The 15,766-nt window shown below is 68.9% G+C and carries 16 protein-coding genes; 7 read left to right on the top strand and 9 right to left on the bottom strand.

What is annotated here, in order from left to right:
- Positions 1–31: 31 nt before the first annotated feature.
- A complete protein-coding gene (locus K8625_RS30505; protein ID WP_223784687.1) occupies positions 32–772 on the top strand; it encodes a tetratricopeptide repeat protein in 741 nt (246 codons plus the stop codon).
- On the top strand, positions 769–2,637 hold the full coding sequence (locus tag K8625_RS30500) for a long-chain fatty acid--CoA ligase (RefSeq protein WP_223784686.1): 1,869 nt from the start codon (positions 769–771) through the stop codon (positions 2,635–2,637). Before K8625_RS30505 ends, K8625_RS30500 begins: the two co-directional genes overlap by 4 nt.
- Positions 2,638–2,770: 133 nt before the next feature.
- On the opposite strand, the gene tatA is transcribed toward K8625_RS30500, so the two are convergent.
- Positions 2,771–2,995 (bottom strand): twin-arginine translocase TatA/TatE family subunit, encoded by a 225-nt coding sequence (gene tatA, locus K8625_RS30495; protein ID WP_223750069.1) that lies wholly within the window; start codon positions 2,993–2,995, stop codon positions 2,771–2,773.
- 88 nt (positions 2,996–3,083) lie between these two features.
- Positions 3,084–4,088: a sensor histidine kinase KdpD gene (locus tag K8625_RS30490; RefSeq protein WP_223750068.1), complete on the bottom strand. Its 1,005-nt coding sequence runs from the start codon at positions 4,086–4,088 to the stop codon at positions 3,084–3,086.
- 224 nt (positions 4,089–4,312) lie between these two features.
- On the opposite strand from K8625_RS30490, the gene K8625_RS30485 reads away from it, so the two are divergent.
- From K8625_RS30485 to K8625_RS30475, 3 genes are all read left to right on the top strand, one after another.
- Positions 4,313–4,681: a response regulator gene (locus tag K8625_RS30485; RefSeq protein ID WP_174816746.1), complete on the top strand. Its 369-nt coding sequence runs from the start codon at positions 4,313–4,315 to the stop codon at positions 4,679–4,681.
- A gap of 98 nt (positions 4,682–4,779) precedes the next feature.
- A complete protein-coding gene (locus K8625_RS30480; protein WP_223750067.1) occupies positions 4,780–5,109 on the top strand; it encodes an SCP2 sterol-binding domain-containing protein in 330 nt (109 codons plus the stop codon).
- Positions 5,110–5,204: 95 nt separating this feature from the next.
- Positions 5,205–6,374, top strand: coding sequence for a CaiB/BaiF CoA-transferase family protein (locus K8625_RS30475; RefSeq protein ID WP_223784685.1), 1,170 nt, complete (start codon positions 5,205–5,207; stop codon positions 6,372–6,374).
- Here K8625_RS30475 and K8625_RS30470 read toward each other — a convergent pair.
- From K8625_RS30470 to K8625_RS30455, 4 genes are read right to left on the bottom strand one after another with little or no spacing between them, the layout of a single operon-like run.
- Complete coding sequence (locus tag K8625_RS30470; protein WP_223784684.1) at positions 6,340–7,518, bottom strand: hypothetical protein; 1,179 nt, start codon at positions 7,516–7,518, stop codon at positions 6,340–6,342. The genes K8625_RS30475 and K8625_RS30470 overlap by 35 nt on opposite strands.
- Before the next feature lies 1 nt (position 7,519).
- Positions 7,520–8,089 carry a MarR family winged helix-turn-helix transcriptional regulator gene (locus K8625_RS30465; RefSeq protein ID WP_141322801.1) on the bottom strand — a complete coding sequence of 190 codons (570 nt, stop codon included), beginning with the start codon at positions 8,087–8,089 and terminating at the stop codon, positions 7,520–7,522.
- The gene (locus K8625_RS30460; RefSeq protein ID WP_223784683.1) at positions 8,089–11,235 is read right to left on the bottom strand and encodes an efflux RND transporter permease subunit; all 3,147 of its coding nucleotides are present in this window, start codon (positions 11,233–11,235) and stop codon (positions 8,089–8,091) included. Before K8625_RS30460 ends, K8625_RS30465 begins: the two co-directional genes overlap by 1 nt.
- Positions 11,236–11,276: 41 nt before the next feature.
- On the bottom strand, positions 11,277–12,362 hold the full coding sequence (locus tag K8625_RS30455; protein ID WP_255653572.1) for an efflux RND transporter periplasmic adaptor subunit: 1,086 nt from the start codon (positions 12,360–12,362) through the stop codon (positions 11,277–11,279).
- Between the two features lie 350 nt (positions 12,363–12,712).
- Here K8625_RS30455 and K8625_RS30450 point away from each other — a divergent pair, with 350 nt between their 5' ends.
- Positions 12,713–13,852 (top strand): acyl-CoA dehydrogenase family protein, encoded by a 1,140-nt coding sequence (locus K8625_RS30450; protein WP_141322803.1) that lies wholly within the window; start codon positions 12,713–12,715, stop codon positions 13,850–13,852.
- A 58-nt stretch (positions 13,853–13,910) separates the two neighbouring features.
- On the opposite strand, the gene K8625_RS30445 is transcribed toward K8625_RS30450, so the two are convergent.
- From K8625_RS30445 to K8625_RS30435, 3 genes are all read right to left on the bottom strand, one after another.
- Positions 13,911–14,207, bottom strand: a complete 297-nt coding sequence (locus tag K8625_RS30445) for a hypothetical protein (RefSeq protein ID WP_223784682.1) — start codon at positions 14,205–14,207, stop codon at positions 13,911–13,913.
- A 36-nt stretch (positions 14,208–14,243) separates the two neighbouring features.
- Positions 14,244–14,531 carry a hypothetical protein gene (locus K8625_RS30440; RefSeq protein WP_046713217.1) on the bottom strand — a complete coding sequence of 96 codons (288 nt, stop codon included), beginning with the start codon at positions 14,529–14,531 and terminating at the stop codon, positions 14,244–14,246.
- Between the two features lie 61 nt (positions 14,532–14,592).
- On the bottom strand, positions 14,593–15,033 hold the full coding sequence (locus K8625_RS30435; RefSeq protein ID WP_223750062.1) for a hypothetical protein: 441 nt from the start codon (positions 15,031–15,033) through the stop codon (positions 14,593–14,595).
- 52 nt (positions 15,034–15,085) lie between these two features.
- Between K8625_RS30435 and K8625_RS30430 the strand changes: the two genes are divergently transcribed.
- The gene (locus K8625_RS30430; RefSeq protein ID WP_074957450.1) at positions 15,086–15,733 is read left to right on the top strand and encodes an RlmE family RNA methyltransferase; all 648 of its coding nucleotides are present in this window, start codon (positions 15,086–15,088) and stop codon (positions 15,731–15,733) included.
- Positions 15,734–15,766 lie beyond the last annotated feature (33 nt).

Here is a 15,766-nt window from a genome sequence, read left to right as displayed (position 1 = left end):
CAACCGAGCGTGCGTGCTAAGCCCACCCGCCATGCGCTTGATTTTATTCGCCTTGTGCTCGTTCGTGGCGGTTTCGGCACGGGCGGCGGAGCCGGAATTGCTCGCTCGGCTGGATGCCCTGCATGAGCGACGTGGCGAGGCGGAGGGTGGCAAGGCGCTGGAGGCCGAGCTCAAGGCGGCGCTGTCGGTGACGCCGGACGACTTCGAGCTGGTGTGGCGCCAGGCGCGACAGCTCCAGTGGCAGGCGGACGGGGCCGCGAGCGAGAAGCTCAAGAAGGTGCTCGGCCGGCAGACGTGGGACGTGGCGGAGAAGGCCGTCAAGCTGGCCCCCAACCGCGTGGAAGGCCACTACTTCGCGGCGGCGGGGATTGGCGCCTACTCTCAAGCAGTGGGGGTGATGAAGGCGCTGGGCGAGGGCCTTGAAGGCAAGTTCAACGAGCGGCTCGACGCGGCCATCAAGCTGGACTCCGGCTTCTACGGCGCCGCGCCGCTGCTGGCCAAGGGGCGCTACTACTACGAGCTGCCCTGGCCGAAGCGAGATCTCAAGAAGTCGGCCGAGTATTACGAGAAGGCCATCCAGCAGCATCCGGAGATGTTGCGCGCGTACTACTTCCTGGCCGAGACGCTCCTCAGGGACGACAAGGCGAAGGAGGCGCGCAACGCCATCCAGAAGGTGAAGCAGGGCAGCGTCGTGTACGACCCCCCGGAGGGACGGCGCATCCAGGAGTGGGCGAAGAAGGTCGAAGCCGACATCGAGGAGGAGCTCAAGTGAGAGCAGAGAATCAGGTAGGACCTTCGGCTTCGGCGGCCGGAGCGCAGGAGGGAAACCTGGTCCAGTTGCTGATCCAGCGCGCGCAGAACGCCTCCAAGGCGGGTGTGACGCACAAGAAGGACGGCCGCTGGCAGGACGTGAGTTTCGGGCAGGTGCTGGACGACGTGAAGGCGTTGTCCGCGGGCCTGGTGGCGCAGGGCGTGAAGCCCGGGGACCGGGTGGCGCTGTTCGCCAACACCAGCCTCATGTGGATCGTCGCGGACCTGGCGATCACGGCGGCGCAGGCCATCACCGTCCCCATCTATTCGTCCAACCTCCCGGACGAGTTCCGCTACGTCATCAAGCACTCGGAGACGTCCTTCGTCTTCGTGGACAATGACGAGAAGGATGCCAAGCAGGCGGGCCGCCTGACGCGCGTGCGGCAGAAGCTGGCCGAGTGCCCCACCGTCCAGAAGGTCATCGTCTTCGAGGGCGCCGTGGCGGGCGGCCAGGAGGTCGCGCTGGCGGACGTGATGGCCCAGGGCCGCGAGGCGCACCAGGCCAACCCGGCGTCCTTCGAGGAGCGGGTGGCCTCGGTGAAGTCCGAGGACACCAACTGTCTCATCTACACCTCGGGCACCACGGGTGACCCGAAGGGCGCCATCCTCACGCACGGCAACTGGACGTACCAGGCGCACGCGGTGCAGGCCATCGGGATGATGGAGCCCAGCGACGCGGTCATGCTGTTCCTGCCGCTGGCGCACGTGTTCGCGCAGGTGGTGAAGGCTGCGTGGCTGTCCATGGGCTTCCGGCTCATCATCGCGGAGTCGGTGGACAAGCTGATGGCGAACATCGTGGAGACGCGCCCCACGGTGCTGCCGTCGGTGCCGCGCGTGTTCGAGAAGGTCTACAACACGGTGGTGTCCAACGGCACGTCGGCCCCGGGCCTCAAGGGCCGGATGGCGCGCTGGGCCTTCAAGCTGTTCGACGAGTACGTCGAGGCGAAGCAGCAGGGCCGCGACTACGACGGCCTGGCGTTCACCCTGGCCAAGAAGCTGGTGTTCACCAAGGTGCGCGGCACGCTGGACGAGAAGCTGGGCGGCAACATGCGCCTGTTCGTCTCCGGCGGCGCGCCGCTGTCGCGGAAGATCGGCTACTTCTTCGACCTGCTCGGCTTCAAGGTGGTGGAGGGCTACGGCCTGACGGAGACGGCCGCGCCCACCAACGCGAACCGCCCGAACAAGATCAAGATCGGCACCGTGGGCCCCGCCATGCCGGGCACCGAGGTGAAGATCGCCTCCGACGGCGAGGTGCTCGCCCGCGGCCCCTGCATCATGAAGGGCTACTACAAGAACGACACGGCCACGGCCGAGGTCCTGGAGGCGGACGGCTGGTTCCACACCGGGGACATCGGTGAGCTGGACTCGGACGGCTACCTGCGCATCACCGACCGCAAGAAGGACATCATCGTCACCGCGGGCGGCAAGAACGTGGCGCCGCAGAACATCGAGAACACGCTCAAGACCTTCCCCATCCTCAGCCAGGCCATGGTGTACGGCGACAAGCGCCCGTACCTGGTGGCGCTCATCACCGTGGGCGAGGACACGGCGAAGAAGCTGCTGGAGGAGAAGGGCGCCCCGGTAGGCACCTACGCGGAGAACGCCAAGCGCCCCGAGGTCCACGCGGCCGTGAAGGCGGTGCTGGACAAGGTGAACGCGGACTCGCCGCCGTACGCCACCATCAAGCGCTTCACCATCATGTCCGCCGACTTCACCCAGGAGTCCGGCGAGCTGACGCCCACCCTCAAGGTGAAGCGCAAGGTGTGCAGCCAGAAGTACAAGGCGCAGATCGACGCCATGTACGACAACGTGGCCGTCGTCGAGTAGCGCTCAAGGCCGCTCGCCCCCGGTGCGGTCGACCGGGGGCCCGGCTGGCTGGTGGAAACGTCAACGCCCGCTCGGCCCCTTGAGGAGGGGTGGAGCGGGCGTCGCGCTTCAAGGGTGCTTCAGGAAGCGGGGCTCAGGCGTGGCTGCTGGGGGACGAGGACTTCACGTCCTTGTCCACGTTGCCGCCGCTGGCCAGGTTGCCGCCCTTCTTGTCGGCGCCGGGCGTCCCCGCGTCCTCCTCGCCGCCGAAGCCGCGCTTGAAGTTGCGAATCGCGCTGCCCAGGGACGAGCCGAGCTGCGGCAGCCGCGTGGCCCCGAAGAGGAGCAGCAGCACAAACAGGATGAGAAGAAGTTCCATCGGCTTCAGCCCCAGCATCACGGCTCCTTCGTGAAAACGGGCGGAGCATACCGGGGGGCGCCTTGGACCGCCAGCAAGAGCGGACGAGTCATGCCTGGAGGGCCGCTGCCTCTGCGAGCGTGGCCCCCGGCACCGCCGTCAGGGTGATGAAGAGGGAGCTGCCGGACGGATCCGTCTCCACCCCCACGCTCCCCCCGTGCGCCTCCACCTCCTGGCGGGCCAGGTAGATGCGCAGCGGATCCTCCAGCTTCTTCTCCCGGAAGGCCCGCTCCTCGCGCCGGAACACCGCCGAGGCGTCCTCGTCCGACAGGGGCACCCCCTCGCGGCGCACCTCCACCCGCACCCGGGGCGCGCCGGGATGGATGCGCAGGTGGATGACCTCGCCGGGCTGGGCGCGGGAGAGCTGGTAGAGGATGAAGGCCTCCAGGGCGTGCTGGATGCGGGCGCCGTCCACGCTCACCTCGGGCTGGGCCTCGCTCGGGTCCAGGTCCAGCACGAGCGCCACGTTGGCGGCGGTGGCCGCCGCGCGCTGCCGCTCCACCGCCGCGTCCAGCAGGGGCAACAGGGGCTGGCGCTCCGGCTCGCAGGCGAGCGAGCCCAGGTCGGCGCGGCTGGAGTCGAAGAAGTCCTGCGAGAAGGACAGCGAGCGGTCCGCGTTGCGCAGGATGGTCTCCAGCCCGCGCTGCACCTTGGGCTCCAGCGGCGAGCGGCCGTTGAGCAGCAGCGCGGCATAGGAGCGGATGTTGGCCAGCGAGCCGCGCAGGTCGTGGGACGCCATGCCCAGGTAGCGCACCCGCCGGCGGTTGTCGGCCTCGTCCCACGCCACGGGGAAGGTCCAGAACAGGCGCCCCCCGTCGCCCAGGGACTCCTCGCCCGCGAGCAGGACGTGGTCGTCGTCCTTCTCCCAGAGGCGCGCGTCCCCCATGCGGCGCTGGAAGCCGGCGGCGCCCAGCAGGGCGTCCAGGGAGCTCACGTCCCCGGGCAGCGCCTGGAGGCCCAGATGCTCGAGCAGCAGGCCGCCCAGCAGGCGCGGGGGCCCCTGCGTGGGGACGAGGACGAGGCCAGGCGCTTCCGCCGTGCTGCCAGCTCCCATCTCCCCTGGGCTCCTCACGTTTTCCACCTCCCGTCCAGCAGGTCACGGAAAGGGTGGGGCGTGACTGTCGGTTTTGCAACGTGCACCCCCGTCGCGTGCGGGGAGCGCGTTTTTGTTGCGCCGCCGGGTGGGAGGATGGTGGAAGAATCCCCAGCGTCGCACCGAGGGAGACTGCCCTGACTCCGCCTAACACACAGCCTGATGGTGCCCCCGTCGTCCTCGTCGTGGACGATGATCCGGACATCCTCGAAGCCCTCTCCGAAATCCTCGAGGCCGAGGGCTTCGTCATCCGCCGCGCGCGCAACGGCAAGGAGGCCCTGGAGCGCCTCGAGCCGGAGCCCCCCCACCTCATCCTGCTGGACTTGATGATGCCGGTGATGGACGGGTGGGAGTTCGCCCAGCGCATGCGCCAGCGGCCCACGACGCACGCGGAAATCCCCATCATCGTCCTCAGCGCGGACCGCAACGTGGGCAGCAAGGCCCAGGACATCGGCGCGGTGGGGCACCTGGCCAAGCCGTTCGAGCTCAATGATCTGCTCAACATGGTGCGCCGCTCACTGCCCTCGTCGGCCGCGAACACGACCAGCGCGTGATGAACACGGCGCATCTGATGCCTTGACCTGCCAGGGGGGCGACATTACGGTCCCCCCGTCTTGATTCTCCAATCAACGACCAGGCCAAGGAGCGCCCCATGACGACCGCGAAGGAAATCATCGAGACCGAGATTCCGCAGAAGCTCACGGCGAAGCCGGAGCTGGCGAAGGAGGTCAACGCCATCATCCACTTCGACGTCTCCGGTGAGGGTGGCGGGAAGTGGACGCTGGACCTGACCAAGTCCGAGGGCTGGGTCTCCGCCGGCCACGAAGGTGCGTCGAAGATGACCATCCTCGTGAGCAACGACGACTTCGTGAAGATCAAGAACAAGACGCTCAACCCCCAGATGGCGGCCATGCAGGGCAAGCTGAAGTTCAAGCCCATGGACATGGGTCTCGCGATGAAGCTGGCGAAGATCCTGGGCTGATGGCCGTTTGAGTGAGTCATGTGCGGCGCGCCCCCGTCCTCGGGAGCGCGCCGCGTGTCGTTTCGGGCCCCCGAGCACCTCCTGGAGAGACTCCCATGTCGACGTTGCCGCTGAAGGGTTTGCGCGTGTTGGACTTGTCGCGCCTGTTGCCCGGTCCCTACGCCACGCTGGTGCTGGCGGACCTGGGTGCCACGGTGGTGAAGGTGGAGGAGCCGGAGGGCGGTGACTACGTCCGGGCGATGCCGCCGTCGCGTGACGACGTGGGGGCGCTGTTCTACGGGCTCAACCGGAACAAGCGCTCGTTGACGTTGAACCTCAAGACGCCCGAGGGGCGCGAGGCGCTCAAGAAGCTCGCGCGCACGCACGACGTGCTGGTGGAGAGCTTCCGTCCGGGCGTCATGGACAAGCTGGGCGTGGGGGAGGCGGTGCTGCGCGCGGAGAACCCCCGGCTCGTCTTCTGCTCCATCTCCGGGTACGGGCAGACGGGGCCGGACCGGCTCAAGGCGGGGCATGACCTGAACTACATCGCCCGGGCGGGGCTGCTGGGGTACGGCGGCGAGGCGGGCGGTGCGCCGGCGTTCCCGGGCGTGCAGATGGGGGACATCGGTGGCGGCAGCCTCTTCGCGCTGGTGGGCATCCTGGCCGCGCTGTACGAGCGCGAGCGCACGGGGCTGGGCCGGTTCGTGGACGTGTCGATGACGGACGGGGCCACGGCGTTCCTGCACATGCACCTGGCGGCGCGGCTCTTCATGGGTGACCAGGGCGCGCCCCTGGAGCGCGGGCGCGAGGCGCTCAACGGCGGGTATGCGTGCTACGGCCTGTACCGCACGGCGGACGACCGGTGGCTGGCGGTGGGCGCGCTGGAGCCCAAGTTCTTCTCGGGCGTGTGCGAGCGGCTGGAGCGGCCGGACCTGATGGAGGACGCGTACGCGCCAGGGGAGGCGGGCGCGCGGGTGAAGGCGGAGCTGACGAAGCTGTTCGCCTCGAAGCCGCTGGCGCACTGGGCGGAGCGGTTCGCCGGCTCGGACCTGTGCGTGGAGCCGGTGGCCGAAGGGGACGACGTGCTGAAGGACGCGCAGCTGCGTGCCCGGGGGCTCTTCGTCGAGGCGGAGGACTCCAGGCTGGGCAAGGTGACGCACCTGCTGACGCCGCTGCGCATGGGGCCCACGCCGCTGCGCGAGCCGCCCGCGCTGGGGCAGCACTCGCGCGAGGTGCTCGCGGAGGCGGGCTTCACCGAGGAGGAGATGGCGCGGCTGGGCGTGTGAGCTTTCGGGGGCTCCAGAAGGACTCTCCTCGAGCGGCGTGACAGGTATCGCCCACCAGGTCGAGCGCGAGCTGCGGGTCGCGCCCGGCCACCGCCGCGGGGGCGGCGAGCAGGCCCGTCTGGTCCATCCGGCGCACCGTGTTCTCCAGGTACCGGCGTGCCCGCTCCACCGTCTGCTGCTGTGCGGGGGTAGGGCGCCAGCCCGTGTCCTCCCTCAATCGCCCGAGGGTTTCCAGCAGATGCCCCTGGAACTTCAGCATCTGCGCGAGGACGCGCTCGCGCTCCGCGGGCGCCGAGGCCCACGCGGTCTCGTACTGCCGCGTCTCCGAATCCAGCCGATACAGCAGCACGTCCACCTGGGCCGCGAGCCGTCGTCTCCATGCCGTGCGCACCGAGGCATGCCGCGCCCAGCCGGCCACGGCCTGGAAGTAGTGCAGCCCGCCACACGGATGCGCGTAGATGCCCTGGCCCCGCTTGGGCACCTCGGGCCGCTTCGCCTTCATCCCCTCGGCCAGCTCCGCGTTCGCCGTCTCCAGCGCCGTGAGCGCACGGGTCATCACCTCATCCACGCGCACCCGCTGCCCCGTCGAGTCACGGAACGAATCCCCGGGCCGCGAGCTCAGCGAGAGCGCCTCCAACATCCACGCGCTCTCACCGGACTCCACCTGCGCCATGCGGAAGTCGCGCTTCACGTCCTCCACCAGCTCCCGCAGCGTCACCTCGCCCCAGTCCGTCTTGAAGCGCTGTGACAAGGGCAACCCGGAGGCGAGCAGCGTCTTCACCTGGAGCGCCGGGTGCGGCTCCACCGGTGTGCCGTCGGACGTGAACGAGTCGAAGTAGACGTCCACCCGGCTCGCCGCGGTCTGCTCTCGCGCGGGCGCCTGGCGCAGGAAGTCCGCCACCACGACCTCGGCGGCGAGCCGTCCATCCGCCGCGCGGAACGTACGCCCGTCCAGCGCCATGCCATGCGCGAGCGCCCACGGAGCCCGTGCATCCGAGGCCCACGCACGGCACCTGGATGCCAGCTCACGCGCGAGCGGCGAGGGCTCGGCTCGAACCTGTGGGGTGAAGAAGAGACAGGGGAGGCACGCCAGGAGACGGAGCGCGCGTCGGGCGGAGGTCGCCACCGACGCGCGCTCGTCCATCCTAGATGGCCTGCTCGGGCGTGGTCCCGAGCCGCTTCAGCACCCGCTCCAGGAGGCCGAAGAGGGCCTCCTGGTCATCGGGGGGAAGCAGGTCCAGCATTCGCCGCAGCCCCTGGTCCACGCTGCGGCTGATGAGGGTGAAGAGCTTGACGCCCTCCGGGGTGAGCTGCGCGACGACGGCGCGCCGGTCCTCGGCGTCCCTCGTGCGCTCCACCATCTTCATGTCCTCCAGCCGGTCCACCACGCCGGTGATGGTCTTCTTCGTGATTCCGACCCGCTGGGCCAGGACGCCCACGTGCGTGGGGCCGTCGTTGCCCAGCCACATCAGCACGTGGATCTGCGTGGGGGTGAGCTGGTTGCTCTCGCAGATTCCGTGCAGCGGATCCCTCAACGAGCGGTAGCGCCCGAGCTGGATGATGAGGTCGTGCAGCCGCCGCGACGCGGGAGTGGAGGTGTCCTCCTCGGGGGGCGCCTCGTAGGCCGCGCCCGAATCCTCGGTGGACTCCAGCTCCTCCTCGCCCGCGCCCGTCGGCTGCACGCGGAGGGCCGGTCTGTTGGCCGGCACTCGCATCAGGCCGTCTCCACTCGCGCGGCGGCGGCCACCGCGGGCTTGCCGCTGTGCGGGTCCACGGCGTGCGGCGTGCCGTGGTCCGGAGCGGAGCCCGGGCCCTTCTTGCGCTTGAACTTCTCCGTGAGCTGATCCAGCAGCGAGTACACCACCGGCACCACGGCCAGCGTCAGCACCGTGGAGGTGATGAGACCGCCGATGATGGTGATGGCCATGGGCGCGCGCGTCTCGGCGCCGTCGCCGCGGGCGATGGCCACCGGCACCATGCCGGCGATCATCGCGATGGTGGTCATGAGGATGGGACGCAGACGCACCGGGGCGGCGCCGAGCAGCGCCTCCGTGGCCGACTTGCCCTCCTCACGAAGCTGCAGCGTGAAGTCCACCAGGAGGATGCCGTTCTTCACCACCAGACCCATGAGCATGATGACGCCGATGAGGGCGAACATGGACATGGCCTGCCCGGTGATGAGCAGCGCGCCGATGGCGCCGATGAAGGCGAAGGGCAGGGACAGCATGATGGTGAACGGGTGGACCAGGCTCTCGAACTGGGCCGCGAGAATCATGTACACGAGGATGATGCCGAGCAGCAGCGCGGAGACGAACGCCGTCACCGCCTTGCCGAGCTCCTTCGCGTTGCCCTCGAAGTCGTGGATGACGCCCGCGGGCGCCAGCTCCTGCGCCGTCGTGTTCATGAACGCGATGGCCTCGGAGAGCTGGTAGCCGCTGGCCAGGTTGGCCAGCAGGGTGATCTGCCGCTTCTGCGCCTCGCGGTCGATCTGCACCGGACCGTCGGCGGGGGTGATCTTCGCCAGGTTGCGCAGCTCCACCAGCTGGCCGCTCGGCGAGCGCACCGTGAGCTTGCCCAGCGAGTCCGCGGACGCCAGCGTGGAGGGCGGCAGGCTCAGCTTCACCTCGTACGTCTCGCCCCCCTCGCGGTAGTCCATGAACTTGTCGCGGCCGAGGAAGGCACGCAGCGTGGCGCCCAGGGACGCGGCCGGCACGCCGAGGGCGGCGGCGCGCTCGCGGTCCACCTCCACGTCGTACTGCGGCTTGCCCGAGCGGTACGTGGAGTCGACGTCCACCAGGCCCGGGTTCTTGGCCATGGCCGCCTTCACCTTGTCGGCGGTCTCGATGAGCTGCTGCCAGTTGTCGCCGCGCAGGTTGAACTGCACCGCCTGCGTGCGCGAGCCGCCACCGGCCACCGGCGAGATGTCCTGCACCGCGAGGTGGACGCCAGGAGGCGCCTTGATGTTCTGGCGCAGGTACGTCTTGAGCTCGCCCTGCGTGTAGCCGCGCAGCTTCACGTTCACCAGGTTGATGAGCAGCTCACCCTTGTGCACCTCCTCCTGAACGCCGCCGCCGGCGGTGGCGAAGGTGGAGGCGATGCCCGGCAACGGCCGGATGACGGCGTCGAGCCGGTCCAGCTCCGCCTGCGTCTCCTGCAGCGTCGAGCCGATGGGCAGCTCCACCGTCATCTTGATGTTGCCGTTGTCCTGCTCGGGGATGAACGTGAACTTCAGGAAGCGCGCCATCGCGAAGGTGGCGAACAGCACGCCCACCGCGATGACCAGCGTCAGCGCCCGGCGACGCAGGATGCCCGCCAGCAGGTTGCGGTAGCCGGTCTCCATGCCCACCAGCACCTTCTCCACCTTCGCGGAGATGCCCGTCGGCTGGCCGTGGTGACGAAGCAGGCGCGACGACATCATCGGCGTGAGCGTCATGGACACGGCGTAGGAGATGAGCGTGGCCACCGCCACCGTGACGCCGAACTGGTAGAAGAACTTGCCCATCATGCCGTCCATGAAGGCCACGGGGATGAACACCGCCACGATGGCCAGCGTCACCGCGAGCACCGCGACGGCGATCTGCCCGGCGCCGTCCATGGCCGCCTGCATGGGGGACTTACCCTCCTCCATGTGACGCACGATGTTCTCGATGACCACGATGGCGTCGTCGATGAGCAGACCGATGGAGAGCGTCAGCGCCAGCATGGTGATCATGTTGAACGTGAAGCCCAGCGCGGCCATCACGGCGAACGTGCCGACGATGGACACCGGCAGGGCAATCGCGGCGACGATGGTCGAGTTCAGGTTGCGCAGGAACACCAGCACGATGAGCACGGCGAGCACACCGCCGAGCACCAGGTCGAACTGCACCGACGCGATGGACGAGCGGATGAACCGCGAGTTGTCCGACACCGTCTCGATGAGGATGCCCTCGGGCAGCTGCTTGTTGATGTCCGCCAGCGACTCCTTGATGAGCTCGGCCACCTGCACCGTGTTGGAGCCGGACTGCTTGCGCACGATGAGCGCCACGGCGCTGCGGTCGCCGTTCTTCGCCGCGCCGCGCGCCTCCTCCGGGCCGTCCACCACGTCCGCCACGTCACGCACGCGCACCGGCGCGCCGTTGGTGTTGGTGAGGATGATGTTGCGGATGTCGTCCACGCTCTTGGCCTCGGACGTCAGGCGCAGCACGCGCTCGCGGCCCGAGTCCATGGTGCGACCACCCGGCATGTCCAGGCTCTGCGCCTTGACCGCCTGGCTCACGTCGCTGATGGCCATGCCGAAGCCGCGCAGGCGGTCCGGGTCCACCACGAGCTGGATTTCACGCTCCCGGCCACCCGTCACGTCGATGCTGCCCACGCCCGGCTGACGCTGCAGCGCCGGCTTGACGATGTCCTCGGCCGTCCGCGTCAGCTCCTGGATGGGCAGCGCGCCGGACAGCGACAGGGTGACGATGGGCGCCGCGCCGATGTCGAACTTCTCGACGACGGGCGTCTCGATTTCGTTCGGCAGCTTGCTCAGCGTCGCCTGGACGCGATCACGCACGTCCTGCGCCGCCACGTCGACCGCCGTGTCCAGCGTGAAGCGCACGACGATCTGCGACACGCTCTCCATGTTGATGGAGCGAAGCTGCTCCACGCCGTTGAGCGTGTTGAGCGCCTCTTCCAGCGGATCACTGACGTTCTTCTCGATGGTCTCCGGGTCCGCGCCGGGCAGCACCGTCGTCACCGTGACGACGGGGAAGTCGACGTCCGGGAACTGGTCCACGCCGATGCGCGGGTACGCGTTGATGCCGAACACGACCACCGCCATCATCAACATGGCGGTGAAGATGGGTCGTGAAATGAATGTCTTGAGTGGGCTCATTCAGCAGCTCCCTATAAGTCTCGAAGGGGAAGGGCAGGGCGTCACTGCACCACGCGGACGGCCGTGCCCTCCTTCACGTCCAGGGAGGAGTCGGCGAGCACGCGCTCGTCCGCGCTGAGTCCCTGGAGGACGCGCACGTAGCCGGGGAGCACGCGCTCCACGCGCACGTCGCGCTTGCGCACGGTGCCGTCCTGCACCACCCACACGAAGCCGTCCTGGCCTCGCGCGGAGACGGCCTGCGTCGGCAGGAACAGGCCCTTGTCGTCCGCCTGCTCCGCGACGTTGGAGAAGTCCAGGTCCACCAGCGCGCCGGGGCGCAGGGGGTTGGTCGTCTCACCCACCACGTCCGCCAGCACCTCCACGGTGCGGTTGGTGGCGTCCACCACCGCGCCCACCGTGGCCACCTGCACCTCGAAGCGCATGCCGCTGGGGCTCACCGTGCCGTGCGTCTTCACGCCGGGCTTGACCTTGTCCACGACGGACTCGGGCACGAGCGCGCGGACCTCCAGGCCCGTGGTGTCCACCAGGGTGAACACCGCGGTGGGCGGCGTCATGGCCACCGAGTCACCCAGGTTCTTGAGCCGGGCCGTGATGACGCCGTCGAACGGGGCGACGATGGTCATGTCGCGCAGGTTCTCCTCCGCCATGCGCAGCGCCGCCGTGGCCTGGGCCGCCTGGGCCGCCGCCTGCTTCTGGCCGATCTCCGCCTGGTCCAGGCCGGCCGCCGCGATGCCGCCACCCTCTGCCACCTTGCGGGTGCGCTCCAGGTTGTTCGTCGCCAGCTGCAGCCCGGCCTCCGCCGCCGCCTTCACCGCGCGCGCCTGCTCCACGCCGATGAGGATGTTGGACGTGTCCAGCACCGCCAGCGCCTGGCCCTTCTTCACCTTGTCGCCCACCTTCACCAGCATCTTCGCGATGGTGCCGCTGGCCTGCGGGCTGAGCGTCGCCTCCTGCTTGGAGCGGACCTGACCGGTGACGCGCGTCACGCTGGCCTCCAGCTCCGTGGCGGGCGCAATCGCCTTCACGCCCATCGCCGCCGGGCCCGTCTGCTGGGGCAGGGTCGGCTGGGCTCCACCCTTGCCGCAGCCCGTCGAAATCACCGCCGCCAGCACCGCGGCCATCCACATGCGTCGAATCACGATCGTCCTGCTCCTGCCGGCTCGCGTGACCTGGACTCCTCCAGGTCGCTGCTCCGGCTTGATGCCATGGAAAGTCTGCGCCCCAGAAACTACAGAGACTGAACTGTCTGTCAAGGGGATACTCCGTGATGCGGACTATCTCCTGCCGCGCCTACCTAACGCCCGCTTACCGGGCAAGCAGGACTTTCTGCGGGACCTGCCCCGGAGGGCGAGCGGGTTGGCTCACTGCGTCACCTTGCCGGTTGCGTCACGGGTGTTGCCCACCGGACGGGGCTGCGTATTGATTCGCGAATCAATCCCCCGAGGTACCCCCCGGATTTCTCCAGGGAGGAGCGTGCATGCCGAACCCGTTCACCGAGGAGCACGAGGCGTTTCGCAGGACGGTGCGAGCCTTCGTCGACAAGGAGATGGCGCCGTACGGGCTGGAGTGGGACCGGGCCGGCATCTTCCCGCGCGAGCTGTTCAAGAAGTGCGCGGAGCTGGGCTTCCTCGGCATCAACCATGATCCACGCTTCGGCGGCAGTGGACTGGACTACTGGTACGTCACGGCGTTCTGCGAGGAGCTCAGCTACAGCAAGAACGCGGGCGTGAACATGGCGCTCTTGGTGCAGAGCCAGATGGCCACGCCCATCATCAACGAGATCGGCACCGACGAGCAGAAGAAGGAGTTCCTGGAGCCGGCGCTCAAGGGCGAGAAGATCGCCGCCCTGGGTGTGAGCGAGCCGGGCTGCGGCTCGGACGTGGCGAGCCTCAAGACGACGGCGCGCAGGGACGGCGACGACTACGTCATCAACGGCTCGAAGATGTGGATCACCAACGGCACGCGCGCGGACTTCATCACGCTGGCGGTGCGCACGGGTGAGGCCGGCTACGGCGGCATTTCTTTGGTGACGTTCCCCACGGACGTGAAGGGCTTCGGCGTCTCCAAGAAGCTCGACAAGGTGGGCAACCTGTCCTCGGACACGGCCGTCCTGTACTTCGAGGACTGCCGCATCCCCGCGCGCTACGTGCTGGGGGAGGAGAACGAGGGCTTCTACCACATCATGACGAACTTCCAGGGCGAGCGCCTGGTGGGCGCCATCACCGCGGTGGCCGGCATGGAGCGGATGATGGAGGACGCCATCCAGTACGGCAACGAGCGCGAGGCGTTCGGCCGGCCGCTGATGAAGTTCCAGGTGTGGCGCCACAAGTTCGTGGAGCACCTGACGGCCATCGAGGCGGCCAGGCGGCTGACGTACCACGCGGTGGACCTCTTCGACCGGAAGGAGAACCCGGTGAAGGAGATCTCCATGGCGAAGCTGTTCGCGGGCGACCTGGCCCAGCGCGTGGCCTACGACGCCCAGCAGTTCTACGGCGGCATGGGCTACGTGGAGGAGACGCCCGTCGCCCGCATGTGGCGCGACGTGCGCCTCATCACCATCGGCGGCGGCACCTCCGAGGTGATGAAGGAGATCATCTCCAAGCTCTACGGCTTCTAGGAGGCCGTGAGCACGGCTCGGGCGGACGGTGGTGTCCGGTCCGCCCGGGCGTGCTCCTTCAGCGGACGCCGCCCTGCTGCGAGGCGTAGGTGCCGCTCTGCTGCTCGTCGTCGAGCACCGCTCCCGCCGCCGCCGCGCCCATGTCCTCGGGGGTCGCCGGCTTGCCCTTGGGGGAGCACACGCACCCCGCGGAGTTGCGGATGATGACCAACGCGCCCAACTCCATGTCCAGGTCGGTGCAGATCTTCACGCACTCCGTGGCCCGCTCCTTGGGCACGGCGGCGGTGGTGGCGGCGACGGTGACGCAGCCGGGGATCACGAGCAGCGCGAGCAGTCCGATGAGCTTTCGGTTCATGCCCGAGCGTCTATCACGGGCCCGCCGTGGGGCGTTTCATCGCTTGCGGAACAGGGCCTCGGCGGCGCTCATGAGCGCGTCGCGGCTCGCCTTCGCGTGCAGGCCGCCCTCGCCAATCTGGAACAGCTCGCAGAAGTTGGCGCCGTCCTTGTCGGAGGGCACCTCCGCGAAGGGCTCCTTGCACTCCTTGGCGAAGCTCGCGTCGTAGTGCCGGCAGTTGCGGCACGAGCGCACGTCCTCGTCACACTTCGGACACGTGTCGCTGCGACCGACCTGGTTGGCGATGATGTCGAGCGTGTGTCCACAGTGCGCACAGCCGGCCATGACCACCTCCGCGAAAGAGCAGGGGGGACATTCTGCCAGCGTGGCGTGATGGCCGGGAGGCCTACCGTTGGAGGCTGGACACGAGCGCCGGCGTGCGCTCCGAGGGAGCGGGCGAGGGCGGCGCGGAGGGGCGCAGCTCCCCGAGGGCATCCAGGAGCTGGTCATCCAGGCGCTTGAGGAGGAACAGCACGTAGGCACCCACCAGGGACAGGGCGGCGGCCAGCACGGCCAGCATCATCCCGCGCTCCCACAGGTGCGCCTTCTCCATCACCCCGCGGCGCTCGGAGAACGTCTTGAGCTGGGCGGCGGCGGCCTTGTCGTCCAGCCGCTGGGCGTACTCCTGGGCCTGGGCGGTGCCGCGCTCCATCAGCCACTGCCCCTGCACCTGGAGCGCATCCGCCCGGGTGTAGCAGTAGACCGCCCCGCCCGAGGAGAGCAGGGTGAAGCACAGCGCCAGCGTCAAGCTCCGGGTGCCCATCGCCTCGTCCTCCGGAATCGCCATTGCGCGGGCCTCGACACCCACGCCTGCCCCGGCTTCCCGAAGACAGTAGCGGATGGTAGGGAGCCCCCCTGACATGGGCAAGCCCTACCGTCCTAAAGACCACTATTTCCAGAAAGCCAAGCAGGAGGGCCTCCGAGCGAGGTCCGCCTTCAAGGTCGACGAGCTCATCAAACGCTTCCCCATGGTGAAGAAGGGCCATGTGGTGCTGGACCTGGGAGCCGCGCCTGGAGGGTTCCTCCAGATCCTCGCGGACGCGGTGGGAGGCACGGGGCAGGTGATTGGCGTGGACATCGTCGCCATCCGTCCCTTCACCCAGCGGCACGTGCGCACGGCGGTGCTGGACGTGCTCGCGGACGACTTCGACGCGAAGCTCACCGCGCTGCATGACGGCCTGTTCGACGCGGTCATCTCCGACATGGCGCCCAAGACGAGCGGCATCAAGGCCACGGACGAGGCGCGCAGCCTGCGGCTGGCGGGCAAGGCGCTGGAGCTGGCCCAGAAGCGGGGCCGGCCCGGCTCTTCCTTCGTGGCGAAGGTGTTCATGGGGGGCGACTTCGAGGACTTCCGCGACCAGGTGCGCGCCCTCTTCGAGGAGGTGAAGGTGGTGCGCCCCGAGGCGACGCGCGGCGCCAGCATGGAGGTCTACCTGGTGGGGCTGCGCCGCAAGGCGCCGTCGGAGGGGGCGCCCCCCGCGAGTTGATCCGCATTGTGGAACGGTGGGGCGGCCACCTGT

The sequence above is a fragment of the Myxococcus sp. AS-1-15 genome (genome assembly GCF_020037055.1).
GTDB lineage: Bacteria > Myxococcota > Myxococcia > Myxococcales > Myxococcaceae > Myxococcus > Myxococcus fulvus.
This window is presented reverse-complemented; position numbering and strand designations above follow the sequence as displayed.

Coding starts and splice junctions, on each gene's coding strand:
- K8625_RS30505 (WP_223784687.1), top strand. CDS start 32: ATGCGCTTGATTTTATTCGCCTTGTGCTCGTTCGTGGCGGTTTCGGCA.
- tatA (WP_223750069.1), bottom strand. CDS start 2,995: ATGGAACTTCTTCTCATCCTGTTTGTGCTGCTGCTCCTCTTCGGGGCC.
- K8625_RS30490 (WP_223750068.1), bottom strand. CDS start 4,088: ATGGGAGCTGGCAGCACGGCGGAAGCGCCTGGCCTCGTCCTCGTCCCC.
- K8625_RS30480 (WP_223750067.1), top strand. CDS start 4,780: ATGACGACCGCGAAGGAAATCATCGAGACCGAGATTCCGCAGAAGCTC.
- K8625_RS30475 (WP_223784685.1), top strand. CDS start 5,205: ATGTCGACGTTGCCGCTGAAGGGTTTGCGCGTGTTGGACTTGTCGCGC.
- K8625_RS30470 (WP_223784684.1), bottom strand. CDS start 7,518: ATGGACGAGCGCGCGTCGGTGGCGACCTCCGCCCGACGCGCGCTCCGT.
- K8625_RS30465 (WP_141322801.1), bottom strand. CDS start 8,089: ATGCGAGTGCCGGCCAACAGACCGGCCCTCCGCGTGCAGCCGACGGGC.
- K8625_RS30460 (WP_223784683.1), bottom strand. CDS start 11,235: ATGAGCCCACTCAAGACATTCATTTCACGACCCATCTTCACCGCCATG.
- K8625_RS30455 (WP_255653572.1), bottom strand. CDS start 12,362: ATGTGGATGGCCGCGGTGCTGGCGGCGGTGATTTCGACGGGCTGCGGC.
- K8625_RS30450 (WP_141322803.1), top strand. CDS start 12,713: ATGCCGAACCCGTTCACCGAGGAGCACGAGGCGTTTCGCAGGACGGTG.
- K8625_RS30445 (WP_223784682.1), bottom strand. CDS start 14,207: ATGAACCGAAAGCTCATCGGACTGCTCGCGCTGCTCGTGATCCCCGGC.
- K8625_RS30440 (WP_046713217.1), bottom strand. CDS start 14,531: ATGGCCGGCTGTGCGCACTGTGGACACACGCTCGACATCATCGCCAAC.
- K8625_RS30435 (WP_223750062.1), bottom strand. CDS start 15,033: ATGGCGATTCCGGAGGACGAGGCGATGGGCACCCGGAGCTTGACGCTG.
- K8625_RS30430 (WP_074957450.1), top strand. CDS start 15,086: ATGGTAGGGAGCCCCCCTGACATGGGCAAGCCCTACCGTCCTAAAGAC.